Genomic DNA, 19,473 nt, shown 5'->3' with positions numbered 1-19,473 from the left:
GTCCACTATTCGATTGATGACTTCATATTAATACATCTAATTTTAAATATCAATATTATTGATAATAAATTTAAATTAATATAAATTTAACTAATGAGGTTTGTGTCGTCATTAGGAACTACTTAATTGCCACCTTACAAAGTGAGGTGATTATTCATATAGCTATGGCTTTGCCATAGCGGTTTTGAGCAAAGCTCAAAAGTAAAAAATGACTTAATTTAGACAATTTCTATTGTTGACTGACACAAACGTAGAGACGAGATTCCACAGGGAAAAAGTGGATTGTTGATTTACAGCAAAATTGTATTGTTGGATGACAAAAAATGATTGATTATAGCCCTCATACCAAGTACACAGCACAAAAAATTCAGGATAAAGTCACTCGGGGAGCATACTTCTATTCATCATTCAGTATTGATGATGGCATTGGCTCAACAACCAATATTAAGAAATTAATTGAGAAATTGACGCTTAGATATGACTTGAATTTAACCAGTCGGCAGAGAAATTACCGCCTTAAAACAGGTAAGCCAATTGCAGACCTGATTGTTCAAGATGTGATTTATGAAAATAGATGGCAATTTATCCTATTACTTACTACGCCTAATAGTCATAGACATAGTAAACAGCCAATTCGCTCTAATGAACAACAAGAACAAATCGGCAAAGATAAAATCTATGAAATGGAAGAATTGTCTTTTTCTAAAGAAAATATTATTGCTGAAATAGATCTCATCCATAACTATTTTAATGATGATGAGGTTTTGAAGTTCGTCATGTCTAAACCTTATCTAGAATTAGATTTTGCTGGCTGTTCAGCAGAATTGGTTCGAATGACTCACAAAAAGTATAAACCAAATTCTGATAAGTTTTACAGAACTCCAAGTAAGCCTTTTAGTTGGACATGGAGATGGAAAAAAGATGTCATAGCAAAAAAGAAGACAGACCTAGTTAATATTATTAACCGCTATGTCTCACAGTCTAATAAAGCTAAATCGATTGAAGATGTTGTTAAATGGCAGTCATATTTTCAAACCTATGCTGTTTTTAGGGGAATGAGACAACAGGTAGGACGACTCTATACATTGGGGAAACTCTTTTTATATAGTCGATCTAAGCAAAGATGGGATGATCAAGAACTACCAACTTTGAAGTTATGTTTTTTACCAAGATTGGAGCTATATGCTGAAAGTTATGAAGAGTATTGCTTAAGAAGGGAGATCTACATAAATTACGATGTTGAGCTACCAAGAAGACTAGCTCAAAACTGTGATTGGAATGAAATTGATAAGTTTTTAAATCCAACTTAATGTTTTTGACCAAAAATCCATGCATTGATCTAAGACAATCATACAAAATCCGTAGCTATTCAGAAAAATACCCTTAAAACTCAATCTGTTTCTTCAATCTATGCCATGAATCTACTAAGATAACTACATAAATTGACTTACTAAAAGATTGAAATAAATGATTCAAGGGTACATTCAAGCAATTAATGCTAAGTTTATTACAGGAAAGACGACTGAACATAGTTTCCGTGGTGATCTACAAAGTTTAATAGAGGCAATCATTGGCACAGAATTCACAGTTATCAATGAGCCTAAACGTCAAGACTGTGGGGCACCTGATTACATTATTGAAAAGAAAGGTATTCCAATAGGCTTTATTGAGGCTAAAGATATTGGAGACAAAGATTTAGAAGGTAAGAAAAAGAACGGGAATAAAGAACAATTTGATCGCTACAAAGCCTCTTTAAATAATATTGTATTCACAGACTACTTAGACTTCTATTTTTATCAAGAAGGTGAATTAGTTACTAAAATTTCTATTGGTGAAATTGTAGGAAATCAAATTAAAGCTTTACCTGAAAACTTTTCAATGTTTGAAAGTCTGATTAGTAACTTTAGTATTTATTTAGGGCAAACAATTAAAAGTCCTCAGAAGTTAGCTAAAATGATGGCTAACAAAGCTAAATTGCTTGCTGAAATATTAGAAAGAGCTGTGACTAGTGATGAGGATAATCATGAAGACTCTACGTTAAAGGCTCATTTTGAAGGATTTAAACAGATCCTTATTCACGATATTACACCTAAAGGTTTTGCAGATGTCTATGCTCAAACGATTGCTTATGGAATGTTTGCAGCCCGACTCTATGATTCAACTCTTAAGACTTTTTCAAGACAAGAAGCAGCTGAGTTAATCCCTAAATCAAATCCTTTTTTGCGTAGACTATTTGGTTATATTGCAGGGCCAGACATTGATGACCGTATCAAATGGATTGTTGATAGCCTTGCAGATATTTTCTTACATTGTAATGTTCAAGAAATTCTAAAAACTTATGGGCGTTCAACACGAATGAATAACCCAATTATTCATTTCTATGAAACGTTTTTAAGTGAATATGATGCATCTCTCCGTAAAGCTCGTGGTGTATGGTACACACCTGAACCTATAGTTGATTTTATTGTTCGAGCAGTAGATGAAGTTCTAAAAACTGAATTTGGTCTTTCAGAAGGTCTAGCTGATACAACAAAAACAAAGATCAAAATTAAGAACCCAACAAAAGATAGACGTCATAAAGATGGATATGTAACGACAGAAAAAGAAGTCCATAAAGTGCAGATTTTAGATCCTGCTACGGGTACAGGGACTTTCCTTTCAAAAGTCATCAAACATATCTATCAAGATTTTGAAGGTATGCAAGGGATTTGGAGTAACTATGTAGAGAAAGATTTAATACCTCGACTCAATGGTTTTGAACTACTCATGGCTAGTTATGCAATGGCCCACTTACAATTGAACTTACTGTTATCAGAAACTGGATATAAACCACAAGGGAATAGCCAAGAGCGACTCAAAGTTTATTTAACCAATAGCTTAGAAGAAAGTCACCCTGATACAGGTACATTATTCGCGAATTGGTTAAGTACAGAAGCAAATTCAGCAAATGAAATTAAACGTGATACACCTGTAATGTGTATTATTGGTAATCCTCCTTATAGTGGTGAAAGCTCCAATAATGGTGATTGGATTATGAGCTTGATGGAGGATTATAAAAAAGAGCCAGGTGGCGAAGAAAAATTACAAGAAAGAAATCCAAAATGGATTAATAATGATTATGTGAAATTTTTACGTTATGGGCAATATTTTATTGAGAAAAACGGTTCAGGTGTTCTAGCATTTATTAATCCGCATAGATTTTTAAATAGCAATACATTTAGAGGCATGAGATGGAATTTATTAAAGACATACGATAAAATATATACTATTGATTTACATGGTAATAGTAATATCAAAGAAACGTGTCCTGATGGTAGCTTAGATCAGAATGTTTTTGATATTAAAGAGGGTGTTTCAATTAATATCTTTATTAAAACAGGAAAGAAAAAAGTGAATAAACTAGGGCAGTTCTATCATTATGACCTTTATGGTTTACGTGAAAAGAAATATCAATTTTTACTTAATAATTCTGTAAGCACTATTCCCTATACTTTACTTAAAAATAAAGCACCTAACTATTTCATGATTCCTCAAAACACTTCATTGGAAGATGTTTATAGTCAGTTTATTTCAATAAATGAACTATTTCCAATAGGTAGTGTAGGCATTGTCACAGCGCGAGATGAGTTTACTATCAAACAACGTAAAGAAGATGTCACGGCTACCATTAAAAACTTTTTAGAGTTAGATGATGAAGAGGCTCGCAGTAAGTTTAAACTTGGCAAAGATGTTCGGGACTGGAAAGTACAATATGCTAAAACCGACTTAAAAAATAACTTCCCAGATAAAGGGAAACTCGTACAAATTTCATATCGACCATTTGATATACGTTGGACATATTACACTGGGCAATCTAAAGGATTTCATTGCTATCCGCGAGATGAAGTAATGAAGCATCTAGTGTCTGATGGAAATATAGGGTTTGTTACTGCAAGAAGTACTAAATCAAATACCTGTGATCATTTCTTTTTATCTAAATTTATTATGGAAACAAAATGTGGAGAGCGAACAACCCAATCTGCCATATTCCCTCTTTATATTCAGAATGATCAATTAAATTTGGAACAGATTAAAAACACTATACCAAATTTAAAATCAGAAATTGTTGATAAATTAGCTGATATTATTGGATTAACTTATACTGATCAAAAAGAGAATATAAAAGGCACATTTGCACCTATAGATATACTTGATTATATCTATGCAGTTTTATACTCACCTAATTATAGAGAAACTTATAAAGATTTTTTAAAAATAGATTTCCCTCGTGTTCCATATCCAAAAGATCTGAGAACATTTTTGGAATTAGGGAAGTTAGGGGGGCAATTAAGAAAACTTCATCTTATGGAAGATACTAATCTTAAACTCATTACTCAATACCCTGAAAGCGGTGAAAATAATATAGAAAAAGTGATTTATAAAGATGAAAAGGTCTATATCAATGATGAACAATATTTTGCCAATGTTCCTGAAATAGCTTGGAACTTCTATATTGGTGGCTACCAACCTGCACAAAAATGGCTTAAAGATAGAAAAGGGAAAGCTCTACAATTTGAAGATATTAAGCACTATCAAAAGATCATTGCTACTCTTCAGAAAACTTCTGAAATTATGACCTCTATTGATGAGATTGACTTCCTTTAATGGATTGTAGAAATGCTCTAATTCAATTAGAGCATTTTTTTATTATTTAAGTGAAATTTTCTTAATAGAATTTATATAGGGTTTTATAGTTATGAAAAATTCAGAATTTGAAGATATTTTTACTCCTTTGGATATTACGGTTGATTATGGTGGAAATTTTTTAGATTTGTTTAATAAAAAAATTAAATTACAAAAGGAATATTTTTTAAAAAATTTTAAGAAAGATGTAAATTTAAAATTTAAAGTCTTTGAAAAGCTTGGCTATTCTTACTTGCTTACTACGCATGACAACTTAGAAAATTTAGATAAGATATTAAAAAATCCATACTTCATAGAGCTATTTAAAAGTAGTGATCTTTATTTAGATGGAATTTGTAAAATTATTCTTGTTTATTCAAATTCCTCTGAATATTTTTTAGAAAATTTGGCACTAGAACATAAGAAGAATGAAAAAAAATTAGAAAAATTAGAAAAGAATTATACTGATTTAAAGAATAATCAGATTAATATTTTAGATGTTCATGATTGGTTAAATAAAAAATTAGATAATGGTTTGCATCTGGCTATTGAAAAATTAATTGAAGATAATTCAATAAATTGCAATATTGATGCAGGATTGATTAAAGAAAAAATAAAAAAAGAATTAATTATTTTCTCAAATGCAGATACACTTTTTTATGATTATTTCTCCGATGCTCAATATTTGGTTGATGTCCGAAATCCACTTATATTAAGAGAGAAAAATTTAAGAATAAACTATTTTGTTAGAGAACTGAAAAATACCTTTAATCTAGAGATTTCAAATCAAATAATTTGTGAACTTACATCTACAATCTTTAATCGTCAGTTGGATGAAACTGGTATTAAAAATATATTAAAAAATGCTAATACCCATCCCATCAATACACAAATGATGGCTCAGATCACTGTTAGTGATGAAAATAATATTGTTGAACATTTTAAATTTATAGATAAATTTTGATTCTTGTTTTTCTGTTTTTGTCAAGGTTGTTGAAGCCTTAATTTTTAGTTAAGTCTATAACAGTGTCTAATGTCCTGCTTTGCTCAACTATGTGCATATCCAATTCCACGAACAGAATTGAGGTATGCATATAGATGAAAATCATTATTTGTTGCATTTCTCATAGTGTTCATTTCAACAGTGAGCAGAGAAAAAATGTTGATTAAAATTAAAGATGTATGTCGTATTTTAAATGCTAGTAGAAATACGATATACGCAATACAACAAAGAGACCCTTCGTTCCCCGCTGCTATTAAATTTGGTGATAAAAAACAAGCTCGTGTTTTTTATCGTGAAAGTGAAATCAAAGATTGGGTTTTGAAATTAAGCTCTTCAAATTCACATATGGGGAGTGAAAAATGAATACAAAATTTTCAAATAATACGAGCATGGTTGATGAAGAAGCAAATAGTACAAATGCTTCCAATTACTTTGAATATGATTCAATTGTAATTCAGCAGGGTTCTGAAATAGCTAATGCTATGAATAGAATTTATGGGATAGTGCCTAAAGAATTCAAAAGAGCTACCAGAAATTTAGAAAACTATCCGAACCTAGAGAACATGCCAGTTATCCCATTGATAGATTTAAATGGTGAAATTGTTGGATTACGATTCATGAATTTAATTGAAGGTAATGAGATAAATATTGGAAATGGTAATATTATTTTTAATGAACACTTTAAGTCAGTACTTTTAGTAACAGAAGATAGCCAAACTGCTTTTAAACTATCAGATTCAAAATACAAAATATTATTAGTAAATAATTTGAGTCAAAACAAAGCTCAGCAGATTAAAGCAAGATTTAATGACATTTGTGTTGTCACTACTTGTGATCATATTAGGGATCTAAAAAGGCGTTTAAGTAGTTTAAATATCAAAATTATCGGATTATCTCTGCCTGTAGACTCTTTTACATGTACCAAAGAATTAGAGAGTGAGATAAATAATCTTATTCTTAGCACTCAACTAATTGATTGGAAAGAGCCACAACCAGTCAGAGCTGAATTGTTGCCTGTAAAAAAACTTAATAAAAGTATGTTACCAATGGATCTTGCTGATTATGTTTTTGATGAGGCAGAGCGTGCAGATAAAATGCCCGTAGATTTTGTTGCGGTCTCGTTATTGTCATCACTAGGTTCGCTACTAGGTACAAAAGTGACGATTAAACCCAAGCCTCTTGGAGATTGGAGGGTGATGACAAATCTATGGAGTGCAGTAGTAGGAACACCTAGTATGAAGAAATCTCCAGCTTATGAAGCTGGGCTTCGTCCAATTTCACAACTAATAGATAAAGCAAAAGAAACAAGTAAGTGCAAAGATCTTGATAGAAAAACAGCTATAAGCTCGATAAATCAAGAATCTAAGGACTTAACTGAAGAATTACTTATTAAGATACGAGCTGAAAAATTATCTGCGGAGCAGGAACTCAGAGAGCTAAAAAAAGAACTTACTAAAATAAAAGATGAAACCGAGCGTGAAGAGCTATTTTTAAAAATTGCTAAGCAAGAACTTAAAATTGAAGCCAATAAAAAAAATGAAGTAGCAGCTAATAGTGAGGAAACACCTGAAAAGCGCTATCAAACTGATGATGCAACGATAGAAGCGTTATCAGACTTGGAAGTAAATAATCCAAATGGAATTTTAGTATTCCGTGATGAGTTGGTTGGATTATTTGCTTTTCTTGAAAAAGATGGTGGATTAGGCAGAACTTTCTTTCTTGAAGGATGGAATGGTACAGGATCATATCAAATCGATCGGATTGGGAGAGGGTCACAATTTATTCCAAACCATTGCTTAACCGTCATGGGAGGAATTCAGCCTGATAAATTAATTCAATATCTAGAACCAGCAATAAAGGGCTTAGGAAATGATGGACTTATACAACGCTTCCAATTGCTTGTGTACCCTGATAGTGAAACCTGGGAGTATGTTGACCGAAAACCAGATAACAATGCACGAAACGCAGTTTACTCAATATTTGAAAGTATGGATAAACTTAATGAAGTTTCTCTTTGTAGTATTGGTTCTAATAGTTCGGATAGTTATAACAAGAGTCCTTATTTTATATTTTCAGATGAAGCTCAAAATCTTTTTATTGAATGGACAACTTCACTTCATACGAAGAAAATACAGAATGAAGATCATCAGATAATCCAAGAGCATTTATCTAAATATCCTAAACTCATGGCAGGATTGGCATTATTGTTTCATGTTATTGATGGCATCAATTTAGGGGCTGTAGGTGGAGTTAGCAAAAGAGCTACTGAAATGGCAATTGAGTGGTGTGACTACCTAGAAAGTCATGCTAGAAGAATCTATGGACTCGTATTACATTCTTCTAACTTTAAAGCAAGTATATTAGCTAACAAATTGATAAAACTCCCAGAGTCAGATAAATGGCGCACGGATGGTTTTAGCGCTCGAGAAGTATTTCGCAAAAATTGGAAATCATTAACAGACATACAACATATATATGAAGCACTGGATATCTTAAATGAAGCATGTTGGGTACACGTTGAAGAGGTTGAAGCGACCGTTAAAGGTGGGAGACCGACAAAACGTTATTGGATAAATCCAAAAATTTACGAAATGATCTAAAACCACACTGACAAAACTGACAGAACATAGTTTTGTCAGTTTTGTCAGTTAGGATTTTAAGCAATTACGTAAATCAGAAAACTAAAAAATCTGGTGGTGTTTCAAAAAGTATGCTGAGATTAAATGAAGCCATTATTGATATAGAAAAAGGTTAAGTCGAAGGCTTTAAGTGGTTTTCAAGCTTTTTCGAAAAACTACAACTTCTCCTAAAGCTACGTCTAATTCGATGCCTTATTTTGCAATTATTTCCTTCAATACCTACTGTAAAAAACTTACCAATACTTTGCTTACAGTTTTTAAAGGCAGTCACAAAACTATCCCAGTGATCACTTGAAATTCGGGTGTAGTGAACACCTAACTGCTTTAACTTTGCCTTCAGTCGTTGTACTGTCGCTAGATCTCGTTTACCCCAAACATAAGCAACAATTTCACCTGTTTCTCTATGGTATGCATAAATAAGCCATTGTTTATTCTTTTTATTTCCTATAAAAGTCCAAAACTCATCAACCTCAAGAGATTCATAATAACTTTGCTTAGGACAAATTTGATAAGTGGATTTACTTAATGTTCGTAAAACCTTACCTATGCTTATACGCTCGGTTTCTGCAATATCTCTTACGCCACTCCCTCTAACTATCAGGTGACGTATTTTATTTGCTCTGTACACGACAAATTTCACAGAACCCTTATCCTATCAGGATTCTGCTTTCTTAAAATTGCCAAAATTTCCTTAAACTCTTCTTTTTTCCCAAAACCAATTAAACGCTGAATCGCCATTTGAACATAGTCTAAACCATAGCGAAATAAACTCATTGAGAGTCGTCCATGCTTCTTTATTTTTATCGCTTTTTTTTGATTATGTTGCCATTCACCCGTTAAGTAACACCAACAGAAGCTTATAGCTAACACCGCAATCAATTTTTTCACTCGTCTAGGGTCTGTCAAGCGCGTATTTTCAAGATTAAACCCGCGTCCTTTGAGACAACTGAATAAGGTTTCAATTTCCCAGCGTAATGCATAATCCTGAATAGCATTGGCATTAAACTGAGGAGAAACGACGAGTAAAAGCTCTCCATTTTCTAACTGTAGTGCACTTATATATAGTTTCACCCGACCAACCAAAATCCGTCGTTTACGACATTCAATTTGACCAACTTTAAGATGGCGAAATAAATCACTAATTTTATGATTCTTTCCTAAATGATTGGTGACAATGAAGTTTTTTTAACACGAATGCAGAAGTTGATGTCTTGTTCAATTAACCATGTAAACCACTGCTCACCGATAAACTCTCTGTCTGCGAACACATTCACAATACGGTCTTTACCAAAAATGGCTATAAAGCGTTGAATCAAAGCAATACGCTCTTTCGTATCTGAATTTCCACGTTTATTAAGCAATGTCCAAAGGATAGGTATCGCTATTCCACGATAAACGATTGCGAGCATCAGGATATTAATATTTCGTTTTCCCCATTTCCAATTGGTTCTATCTAAAGTCAGTTGCACTTGGTCGAATGAAAACATATTGAAAATCAACTGAGAAATTTGACGATAATCAAAATACTGACCTGCAAAGAAGCGCTGCATACGTCGATAAAATGATTGTGGTAAACACTTGATGGGCAAGGCTTTAGATGCAGAAGAAAGATTACATGTTTGCTTTAAAATAATCACAAGCATGATGAGCGCAAAGCACTTTAAATGTGACTTGTTCCATTTTAGAGATTTGTTTAAGATAAGATATAACTCATTGAGATGTGTCATAGTATTCGTCGTTAGAAAACAATTATTGTGACATTATTTCAATGAGTTATCTATTTTTGTCGTGTACAGAGCGCTTCATCAGAAAACTGAAGGAACCTCCATTGAATCGAACTAATATTTTTTTTGGTGAATCGCATTCTGACTGGTTGCCTGTCAGAGGCGGAGAATCTGGTGATTTTGTTTTTCGACGTGGTGACGGGCATGCCTTCGCGAAAATCGCACCTGCTTCCCGCCGCGGTGAGCTCGCTGGAGAGCGTGACCGCCTCATTTGGCTCAAAGGTCGAGGTGTGGCTTGCCCCGAGGTGATCAACTGGCAGGAGGAACAGGAGGGTGCATGCTTGGTGATAACGGCAATTCCGGGAGTACCGGCGGCTGATCTGTCTGGAGCGGATTTGCTCAAAGCGTGGCCGTCAATGGGGCAGCAACTTGGCGCTGTTCACAGCCTATCGGTTGATCAATGTCCGTTTGAGCGCAGGCTGTCGCGAATGTTCGGACGCGCCGTTGATGTGGTGTCCCGCAATGCCGTCAATCCCGACTTCTTACCGGACGAGGACAAGAGTACGCCGCAGCTCGATCTTTTGGCTCGTGTCGAACGAGAGCTACCGGTGCGGCTCGACCAAGAGCGCACCGATATGGTTGTTTGCCATGGTGATCCCTGCATGCCGAACTTCATGGTGGACCCTAAAACTCTTCAATGCACGGGTCTGATCGACCTTGGGCGGCTCGGAACAGCAGATCGCTATGCCGATTTGGCACTCATGATTGCTAACGCCGAAGAGAACTGGGCAGCGCCAGATGAAGCAGAGCGCGCCTTCGCTGTCCTATTCAATGTATTGGGGATCGAAGCCCCCGACCGCGAACGCCTTGCCTTCTATCTGCGATTGGACCCTCTGACTTGGGGTTGATGTTCATGCCGCCTGTTTTTCCTGCTCATTGGCACGTTTCGCAACCTGTTCTCATTGCGGACACCTTTTCCAGCCTCGTTTGGAAAGTTTCATTGCCAGACGGGACTCCTGCAATCGTCAAGGGATTGAAACCTATAGAAGACATTGCTGATGAACTGCGCGGGGCCGACTATCTGGTATGGCGCAATGGGAGGGGAGCAGTCCGGTTGCTCGGTCGTGAGAACAATCTGATGTTGCTCGAATATGCCGGGGAGCGAATGCTCTCTCACATCGTTGCCGAGCACGGCGACTACCAGGCGACCGAAATTGCAGCGGAACTAATGGCGAAGCTGTATGCCGCATCTGAGGAACCCCTGCCTTCTGCCCTTCTCCCGATCCGGGATCGCTTTGCAGCTTTGTTTCAGCGGGCGCGCGATGATCAAAACGCAGGTTGTCAAACTGACTACGTCCACGCGGCGATTATAGCCGATCAAATGATGAGCAATGCCTCGGAACTGCGTGGGCTACATGGCGATCTGCATCATGAAAACATCATGTTCTCCAGTCGCGGCTGGCTGGTGATAGATCCCGTCGGTCTGGTCGGTGAAGTGGGCTTTGGCGCCGCCAATATGTTCTACGATCCGGCTGACAGAGACGACCTTTGTCTCGATCCTAGACGCATTGCACAGATGGCGGACGCATTCTCTCGTGCGCTGGACGTCGATCCGCGTCGCCTGCTCGACCAGGCGTACGCTTATGGGTGCCTTTCCGCAGCTTGGAACGCGGATGGAGAAGAGGAGCAACGCGATCTAGCTATCGCGGCCGCGATCAAGCAGGTGCGACAGACGTCATACTAGATATCAAGCGACTTCTCCTATCCCCTGGGAACACATCAATCTTACCGGAGAATATCGTTGGCCAAAGCCTTAGCGTAGGATTTCGCCCTCTCCCGCAAACGACCCCCTTTTATCTACACTAGATTTAAAACAGTTGAACGTATGAAAGAAGCTGTTTCTCAAAATATTCAATCAGACAACTTGAGCCATCAAAACGCCATCAAGAACAAGGAAGAACAAAAAGCCCGAATTAAAAAATTCCGTGATCAGTTAGAGATCGGGACGATCTTATATACCTCATGGGGATATGAGCAAACAAATGTAGACTTCTATCAAGTTATTGAGAAAAGCCGGGCATATTGTGTCATCCGTGAACTTAAACAGGCTTATGATGCAACAGGTTCAATGCAAGGTTATGTTGTGCCTTTACCGAATGAATTTACCAGCAAAGAGCCAATGAAAAAAAAGATCATGGATAACTATATCGTGATTCATCAGTCTGCAAATGCAACAGTATTAGATTTTGAATTATTGCCGACAGGTACAAAAGTTTATAAACGCTGCTATACATCATCATACGCATAAAACAGTTGACCCCCTGAAGGGGGTCAATTCACTACAGAGGAAAATATGAAGCATTCAAAATTAATATATAAAGATTGGCAATTATATTTAAGGCTCTTATTTGAAAATAAATAGGGGTAATAGTCACCCGCATTTTTTTGATGTTTAGATTTCTAATGCTTCAAAAAAATGCGGTTCATTGCGTATCATATAATGAATATTAAGGAACTGAAAAAATGAATAATGCTCAATTCAAAATTGAATGCTTCAGAAATGGTTTATATAGCCCAGAGCAAATAATTGAATTTTACAAGGTAGTCCACACGGAAGAAACTAAGTACAATAGCCGTGATGCTCAACTTTGGATTAATGGGAAAAGCTCTAGGGAATATCAAATTGACCCTAAAGCAATTCAAATTGTAGATATGCTTAATGCAATCAGATCGGAAGTAATTGCAAAAGAAAAAGGCTGCTCCTGGGTCTGTTTGACTGACGAGCCTGAAGGCCAACGATACCAATCAAAATGCTGCGTTCACAGCGCCGCGGCAGGGATCCGCCGTGCTGGTTGTCGGAAAAGGAGCCGCTAGTGGGAAAGAGGAGGGTAAATTTTCAGCGTTGCTGGCTCCCCGTCAGCCGGATTGGGTTGCATCGCAGGGGTGTCGAAAGAGTCAACTGCGGTCCAAAGCTGTTGGACTTGGGTGAAAAGGGCGTTTATTCTTCCTATACGTGCCGCGTTCCAGGCGGCGACTATGAGGGCTATGTCGATGCCCATGTGCGCCGGCTGGAGGCGCTACGCCGGGCCGGTATCGTCGAGCGGATCGACGCCGACCAATGGCGCATCCCCGATGATCTGGTCAGCCGTGCCGCCGCCCATGACGCCGGCCGAGACAGTCAGGCCAGCGTTCGCGTCCTTTCCCCGGTCGATCTGAACAAACAGATCGGATCGGACGGCGCGACCTGGCTGGACCGGCGGCTGATCCACGGCGAGACGGCCGACCTTGCGCCAACCGGCTTCGGGCAACAAGTCCGCGAAGCCATGGACCAGCGCCGCGAGCACCATATCGAACAGGGCGACGCCACCCGCAGCCGGGACAGCCGCGTCTTCTACCGGCGCAACCTTCTCGCCATCCTGCGGGAGCGCGAGGTAGCCGGCGTCGGATCGGATATGGCTTTGAGTAAGGGCCTGCCGTTCCGCGCCGCCACGGACGGCGAGAGCGTCAGCGGCAAGTTTACCGGAACCGTGCATCTATCGAGCGGCAAGTTCGCCGTGGTCGAGAAATCCCATGAGTTCACCCTTGTCCCGTGGCGGCCGATCATCGACCGCCAACTCGGCCGCGAGGTTATGGGCATCGTGCAGGGCGGGTCGGTGTCGTGGCAGTTAGGGCGGCAGAGGGGGCTGGAACGCTGAGTGCGCCCATGCCGCATTGCGAAGCAAAAGATAATCGGATAAAATGTAGCAATTCATATTCGTAAGCGTGGAGTAATCAGATGGGAAATTCCAAGTCAGCAGACAAGTAAGCCGCAACAACCAGTATTGTTGTTGCGGCGCTCTGTAAGGCTAGTCTCATCTGATTGCTGACGAGCAGACGTCGCCCGGTATTCCTTAATCGAGGGTTGATTCGTCATGACCACCACACGCCCCGCGTGGGCCTATACGCTGCCGGCAGCACTGCTGCTGATGGCTCCTTTCGACATCCTCGCTTCACTGGCGATGGATATTTATCTCCCTGTCGTTCCAGCGATGCCCGGCATCCTGAACACGACGCCCGCTATGATCCAACTCACGTTGAGCCTCTATATGGTGATGCTCGGCGTGGGCCAGGTGATTTTTGGTCCGCTCTCAGACAGAATCGGGCGACGGCCAATTCTACTTGCGGGCGCAACGGCTTTCGTCATTGCGTCTCTGGGAGCAGCTTGGTCTTCAACTGCACCGGCCTTTGTCGCTTTCCGTCTACTTCAAGCAGTGGGCGCGTCGGCCATGCTGGTGGCGACGTTCGCGACGGTTCGCGACGTTTATGCCAACCGTCCTGAGGGTGTCGTCATCTACGGCCTTTTCAGTTCGATGCTGGCGTTCGTGCCTGCGCTCGGCCCTATCGCCGGAGCATTGATCGGCGAGTTCTTGGGATGGCAGGCGATATTCATTACTTTGGCTATACTGGCGATGCTCGCACTCCTAAATGCGGGTTTCAGGTGGCACGAAACCCGCCCTCTGGATCAAGTCAAGACGCGCCGATCTGTCTTGCCGATCTTCGCGAGTCCGGCTTTTTGGGTTTACACTGTCGGCTTTAGCGCCGGTATGGGCACCTTCTTCGTCTTCTTCTCGACGGCTCCCCGTGTGCTCATAGGCCAAGCGGAATATTCCGAGATCGGATTCAGCTTTGCCTTCGCCACTGTCGCGCTTGTAATGATCGTGACAACCCGTTTCGCGAAGTCCTTTGTCGCCAGATGGGGCATCGCAGGATGCGTGGCGCGTGGGATGGCGTTGCTTGTTTGCGGAGCGGTCCTGTTGGGGATCGGCGAACTTTACGGCTCGCCGTCATTCCTCACCTTCATCCTACCGATGTGGGTTGTCGCGGTCGGTATTGTCTTCACGGTGTCCGTTACCGCGAACGGCGCTTTGGCAGAGTTCGACGACATCGCGGGATCAGCGGTCGCGTTCTACTTCTGCGTTCAAAGCCTGATAGTCAGCATTGTCGGGACATTGGCGGTGGCACTTTTAAACGGTGACACAGCGTGGCCCGTGATCTGTTACGCCACGGCGATGGCGGTACTGGTTTCGTTGGGGCTGGTGCTCCTTCGGCTCCGTGGGGCTGCCACCGAGAAGTCGCCAGTCGTCTAACCGACGACTGGTAGCAGGCCCGCTCCGATGCGGCGCACTAACCATCGAAACCTCGTGAATGTCGGTATCCTGTCTGGCAGGATACCGCTCATTTCCCTTGTTCAGTTCATCGCCGTCGCCGAGCATCTGAATTTTCGGCATGCGGCCAAGGCACTTGGTATCAGCCAGTCGAGCGTCAGCGCGCGTGTGAAAGCGCTGGAGGATAACCTTGGTGTCCTGCTATTTGAGCGCCATGCGCGGGGCGTTCGGCTAACAGACGCAGGCAGGCACTTCATGGAGCGTGTCACGGCGGGTGTCGATCAACTCGATCACGCAGTGAAGACCGCGGAGTGACGGGCACTGGCTGGCAATGTCTAGCAACGGCAGGCATTTCGGCTGAGGGTAAAAGAACTTTCCGCTAAGCGATAGACTGTATGTAAACACAGTATTGCAAGGACGCGGAACATGCCTCATGTGGCGGCCAGGACGGCCAGCCGGGATCGGGATACTGGTCGTTACCAGAGCCACCGACCCGAGCAAACCCTTCTCTATCAGATCGTTGACGAGTATTACCCGGCATTCGCTGCGCTTATGGCAGAGCAGGGAAAGGAATTGCCGGGCTATGTGCAACGGGAATTTGAAGAATTTCTCCAATGCGGGCGGCTGGAGCATGGCTTTCTACGGGTTCGCTGCGAGTCTTGCCACGCCGAGCACCTGGTCGCTTTCAGCTGTAAGCGTCGCGGTTTCTGCCCGAGCTGTGGGGCGCGGCGGATGGCCGAAAGTGCCGCCTTGCTGGTTGATGAAGTACTGCCTGAACAACCCATGCGTCAGTGGGTGTTGAGCTTCCCGTTTCAGCTGCGTTTCCTGTTTGCCAGCCGGCCCGAGATCATGGGGTGGGTGCTGGGCATCGTTTACCGCGTCATTGCCACGCACCTGGTCAAGAAAGCGGGCCATACCCACCAAGTGGCCAAGACGGGCGCGGTCACCCTGATCCAGCGTTTTGGATCGGCGCTCAATCTGAATGTTCACTTCCACATGCTGTTTCTCGACGGTGTGTATGTCGAGCAATCCCACGGCTCAGCGCGTTTCCGCTGGGTCAAGGCGCCGACCAGCCCAGAGCTCACCCAGCTGACGCACACCATCGCCCACCGGGTGGGTCGCTATCTGGAACGGCAAGGCCTGCTGGAACGGGATGTCGAAAACAGCTATCTGGCCTCGGATGCGGTGGATGACGACCCGATGACACCCCTGCTGGGGCACTCGATCACTTACCGTATCGCTGTCGGTTCACAGGCGGGGCGAAAGGTGTTCACTTTGCAAACTCTGCCGACCAGTGGTGATCCGTTCGGTGACGGGATTGGCAAGGTAGCCGGGTCCAGCCTGCACGCCGGCGTGGCGGCCAGGGCCGATGAACGCAAGAAGCTCGAACGGCTGTGCCGGTACATCAGCCGCCCGGCGGTATCCGAGAAGCGGCTGTCGTTAACACGAGGCGGCAACGTGCGCTACCAGCTCAAGACGCCGTACCGGGACGGCACCACGCACGTCATTTTCGAACCATTGGATTTCATTGCAAGGCTGGCCGCCCTGGTACCGAAGCCCAGAGTCAACCTAACCCGCTTCCACGGGGTGTTCGCACCCAACAGTCGGCACCGGGCGTTGGTCACGCCGGCAAAACGGGGCAGGGGCAACAAGGTCAGGGTGGCTGATGAACCGGCAACACCAGCACAACGGCGAGCGTCGATGACATGGGCGCAACGGCTCAAGCGTGTTTTCAATATCGACATCGAGACCTGCAGCGGCTGCGGCGGCGCCATGAAAGTCATCGCCTGCATTGAAGACCCTATAGTGATCAAGCAGATCCTTGATCACCTGAAGCACAAAGCCGAAACCAGCGGGACCAGGGCGTTACCCGAAAGCCGGGCGCCACCGGCTGAGCTGCTCCTGGGTCTGTTTGACTGACGAGCCTGAAGGCCAACGATACCAATCAAAATGCTGCGTTCACAGCGCCGCGGCAGGGATCCGCCGTGCTGGTTGTCGGAAAAGGAGCCGCTAGTGGGAAAGAGGAGGGTAAATTTTCAGCGTTGCTGGCTCCCCGTCAGCCGGATTGGGTTGCATCGCAGGGGTGTCGAAAGAGTCAACTGCGGTCCAAAGCTGTTGGACTTGGGTGAAAAGGGCGTTTATTCTTCCTATACGTCGATCGATTGAATGAAGGACATATACAATCATTTCTCCGACATTTGGTTATGGAGCGAAAAGTTTCAATATCTTATCAAAACCAGGCAATCAATGCGATTAAGTTTTATTACGAACGTGTTTTGGGTGGACAACGGAAAACATATTTCATCGAAAGACCAAAAAAAGAAAAAACACTTCCTGTTGTGATGAGTGAAGAAGAAACCATTCGGGTACTACGCGCTATTGAAAACGTGAAACACAAGGCTATTCTGATGACTATTTATTCGGCAGGTTTGCGCATTTCTGAATGTATAAACCTGAAAATAAAAGACATTGACTCCAAGCGCATGCAAATTCGTATAGAACAGTCAAAAGGAAAAAGAGATCGTTATACCATTTTATCTGAGAAAACATTAATTATTTTAAGAACATACTTTATGGAATATAAACCAAAAGATTATTTATTTGAAGGTCAAAAAGGTGGCGCATACTCAAGCCGAAGTATTCAAAACATTTTTAAAGCAGCTGTTTTAAAAGCAAAGATTCAAAAGGAAGTTACTGTACATACCTTACGACATAGCTTTGCAACGCATTTGCTTGAGAATGGTACGAGTTTACGTTATATTCAATCGTTGTTAGGTCATTCAAGCAGTAAAACAACTGAGGTTTATACACATATTACCACCAAGGGAATGGAACAATTAAAAAGTCCGATGGATTTGTTAGATATATAGAAAGGATTTGTATATTTGAGCAAAACTTAACAAAAAGCACTATGAATATAAATCCTTTTGAGAGAGTAGAAACGAACGGTAAACGGTTGAAAACGGATTTGTCACTGATAATGAAAGGTTTAGCAAAATAAGATATAGTGGATATATACGCCATTTGGCGTATAGCCACTTGTTATGTGCCATTTTTGAATGACAATGCGAATAGATACGGACAAACAAATGAATTTACTTAGTGATAAGAACGTTGCAATAATTGGTGGTGGACCCGTTGGACTGACTATGGCAAAATTATTACAGCAAAACGGCATAGACGTTTCAGTTTACGAAAGAGACAACGACCGAGAGGCAAGAATTTTTGGTGGAACCCTTGACCTACACAAAGGTTCAGGTCAGGAAGCAATGAAAAAAGCGGGATTGTTACAAACTTATTATGACTTAGCCTTACCAATGGGTGTAAATATTGCTGATGAAAAAGGCAATATTTTATCCACAAAAAATGTAAAGCCCGAAAATCGATTTGACAATCCTGAAATAAACAGAAATGACTTAAGGGCTATCTTGTTGAATAGTTTAGAAAACGACACGGTTATTTGGGATAGAAAACTTGTTATGCTTGAACCTGGTAAGAAGAAGTGGACACTAACTTTTGAGAATAAACCGAGTGAAACAGCAGATTTGGTTATTCTTGCCAATGGTGGAATGTCGAAAATAAGGAGCTTTGTTACCGACACGCAAGTTGAAGAAACCGGTACTTTCAACATCCAAGCTGATATTCTTCAACCGGAAATAAACTGTCCCGGATTTTTTCAGCTATGCAACGGCAACCGATTAATGGCGGGACATCAGGGCATTTTATTGTTTGCCAATCCCAATAATAATGGTGCATTGTATTTAGGAATTAGTTTTAAAACGCCCGATGAATGGAAAAATAAAATTCCCTTAGATTTTCAGGACAGAAACAGCGTTGCCGATTTTTTATTGAAAAGATTTTCCAAATGGAGTGAAGTTTACAAACAATTAATACGTTCGGTATCAACATTTCAATGCTTGCCCACAAGGAAATTTCCTTTGAACAATGATTGGAAAAGTAACCGTCCATTACCCATAACAATGATTGGCGATGCTGCTCATTTGATGTCGCCTTTTGCAGGACAGGGTGTAAATACGGGATTATTGGATGCTTTGATATTGTCTGAAAACCTTACAAACGGAGAATTTACAAGTATTGAAAATGCCATCGAAAACTACGAACAACAAATGTTTGTTTATGCAAAAGATACGCAGGACGAATCGACAGAAAACGAAACCGAAATGTTTAGTCCCAATTTTTCGTTTCAAAAATTATTGAATCTATAAACAGTAAGAAAAAACGGCTACTAACAAGCAGTTTTGCAATAGTGGGGCAGAAGTGCAAAATTGAACTTGTGTGCT

At 41.4% G+C, this 19,473-nt stretch carries 16 protein-coding genes and 1 pseudogene; 15 read left to right on the top strand and 2 right to left on the bottom strand.

Annotated elements, in window-relative coordinates; translation table 11 throughout:
• Positions 1-323: 323 nt before the first annotated feature.
• The 5 genes from LXF01_RS17305 to LXF01_RS17285 all read left to right on the top strand — a co-directional run bounded on the left by LXF01_RS17305 (position 324) and on the right by LXF01_RS17285 (position 8,265).
• A complete protein-coding gene (locus tag LXF01_RS17305; protein WP_233945534.1) occupies positions 324-1,310 on the top strand; it encodes a hypothetical protein in 987 nt (328 codons plus the stop codon).
• A 157-nt stretch (positions 1,311-1,467) separates the two neighbouring features.
• The gene (locus LXF01_RS17300; protein WP_233945533.1) at positions 1,468-4,644 is read left to right on the top strand and encodes a type ISP restriction/modification enzyme; all 3,177 of its coding nucleotides are present in this window, start codon (positions 1,468-1,470) and stop codon (positions 4,642-4,644) included.
• A 91-nt stretch (positions 4,645-4,735) separates the two neighbouring features.
• Positions 4,736-5,626, top strand: coding sequence for a hypothetical protein (locus tag LXF01_RS17295; protein WP_233945532.1), 891 nt, complete (start codon positions 4,736-4,738; stop codon positions 5,624-5,626).
• A 195-nt stretch (positions 5,627-5,821) separates the two neighbouring features.
• On the top strand, positions 5,822-6,028 hold the full coding sequence (locus LXF01_RS17290; RefSeq protein ID WP_233945531.1) for a helix-turn-helix transcriptional regulator: 207 nt from the start codon (positions 5,822-5,824) through the stop codon (positions 6,026-6,028).
• Positions 6,025-8,265 carry a YfjI family protein gene (locus LXF01_RS17285; protein ID WP_233945530.1) on the top strand — a complete coding sequence of 747 codons (2,241 nt, stop codon included), beginning with the start codon at positions 6,025-6,027 and terminating at the stop codon, positions 8,263-8,265. The genes LXF01_RS17290 and LXF01_RS17285 overlap by 4 nt, the downstream gene beginning before the upstream one ends.
• Positions 8,266-8,384: 119 nt before the next feature.
• Here the strand turns inward: LXF01_RS17285 and LXF01_RS17280 are convergent.
• Positions 8,385-8,917, bottom strand: a pseudogene (locus tag LXF01_RS17280) (IS1 family transposase); the annotation flags it as partial.
• A 23-nt stretch (positions 8,918-8,940) separates the two neighbouring features.
• A protein-coding gene (locus tag LXF01_RS17275; RefSeq protein WP_085940648.1) for an IS4-like element ISAba1 family transposase occupies positions 8,941-10,031 on the bottom strand; the annotation gives its coding sequence in 2 pieces (ribosomal slippage) (positions 8,941-9,491 and positions 9,491-10,031; 1,092 coding nt in all).
• Between the two features lie 101 nt (positions 10,032-10,132).
• Here LXF01_RS17275 and aph(3'')-Ib point away from each other — a divergent pair.
• From aph(3'')-Ib to LXF01_RS17225, 10 genes are all read left to right on the top strand, one after another.
• Complete coding sequence (aph(3'')-Ib, locus tag LXF01_RS17270) at positions 10,133-10,936, top strand: aminoglycoside O-phosphotransferase APH(3'')-Ib (protein ID WP_001082319.1); 804 nt, start codon at positions 10,133-10,135, stop codon at positions 10,934-10,936.
• Complete coding sequence (locus tag LXF01_RS17265; RefSeq protein ID WP_000480968.1) at positions 10,936-11,772, top strand: aminoglycoside O-phosphotransferase APH(6)-Id; 837 nt, start codon at positions 10,936-10,938, stop codon at positions 11,770-11,772. The genes aph(3'')-Ib and LXF01_RS17265 overlap by 1 nt, the downstream gene beginning before the upstream one ends.
• 141 nt (positions 11,773-11,913) lie before the next feature.
• Positions 11,914-12,336 carry a hypothetical protein gene (locus LXF01_RS17260; protein ID WP_000656635.1) on the top strand — a complete coding sequence of 141 codons (423 nt, stop codon included), beginning with the start codon at positions 11,914-11,916 and terminating at the stop codon, positions 12,334-12,336.
• Between the two features lie 215 nt (positions 12,337-12,551).
• Entirely contained in the window at positions 12,552-12,902 is a 351-nt protein-coding gene (locus LXF01_RS17255) for a hypothetical protein (RefSeq protein WP_233945529.1), read from the top strand.
• Entirely contained in the window at positions 12,839-13,723 is an 885-nt protein-coding gene (locus LXF01_RS17250; RefSeq protein ID WP_001447541.1) for a DUF3363 domain-containing protein, read from the top strand. The genes LXF01_RS17255 and LXF01_RS17250 overlap by 64 nt, the downstream gene beginning before the upstream one ends.
• A gap of 216 nt (positions 13,724-13,939) precedes the next feature.
• Positions 13,940-15,154, top strand: a complete 1,215-nt coding sequence (gene floR / locus LXF01_RS17245) for a chloramphenicol/florfenicol efflux MFS transporter FloR (RefSeq protein ID WP_000214119.1) — start codon at positions 13,940-13,942, stop codon at positions 15,152-15,154.
• Positions 15,155-15,181: 27 nt separating this feature from the next.
• Positions 15,182-15,487, top strand: coding sequence for a LysR family transcriptional regulator (locus tag LXF01_RS17240; RefSeq protein ID WP_001255015.1), 306 nt, complete (start codon positions 15,182-15,184; stop codon positions 15,485-15,487).
• Positions 15,488-15,598: 111 nt separating this feature from the next.
• Positions 15,599-17,092, top strand: coding sequence for an IS91-like element ISCR2 family transposase (locus LXF01_RS17235; protein WP_001120888.1), 1,494 nt, complete (start codon positions 15,599-15,601; stop codon positions 17,090-17,092).
• 284 nt (positions 17,093-17,376) lie between these two features.
• Entirely contained in the window at positions 17,377-18,042 is a 666-nt protein-coding gene (locus tag LXF01_RS17230) for a tyrosine-type recombinase/integrase (RefSeq protein WP_015060916.1), read from the top strand.
• Between the two features lie 189 nt (positions 18,043-18,231).
• Positions 18,232-19,398: a tetracycline-inactivating monooxygenase Tet(X3) gene (locus tag LXF01_RS17225; RefSeq protein ID WP_024160783.1), complete on the top strand. Its 1,167-nt coding sequence runs from the start codon at positions 18,232-18,234 to the stop codon at positions 19,396-19,398.
• Positions 19,399-19,473 lie beyond the last annotated feature (75 nt).

It is taken from the genome of Acinetobacter sp. SH20PTE14 (assembly GCF_021391555.1).
Classification (GTDB): Bacteria; Pseudomonadota; Gammaproteobacteria; order Pseudomonadales; family Moraxellaceae; genus Acinetobacter; species Acinetobacter amyesii.
Note: the sequence above shows the minus strand (reverse complement) of the source record. Positions and strands in the feature narration are given on the sequence as shown.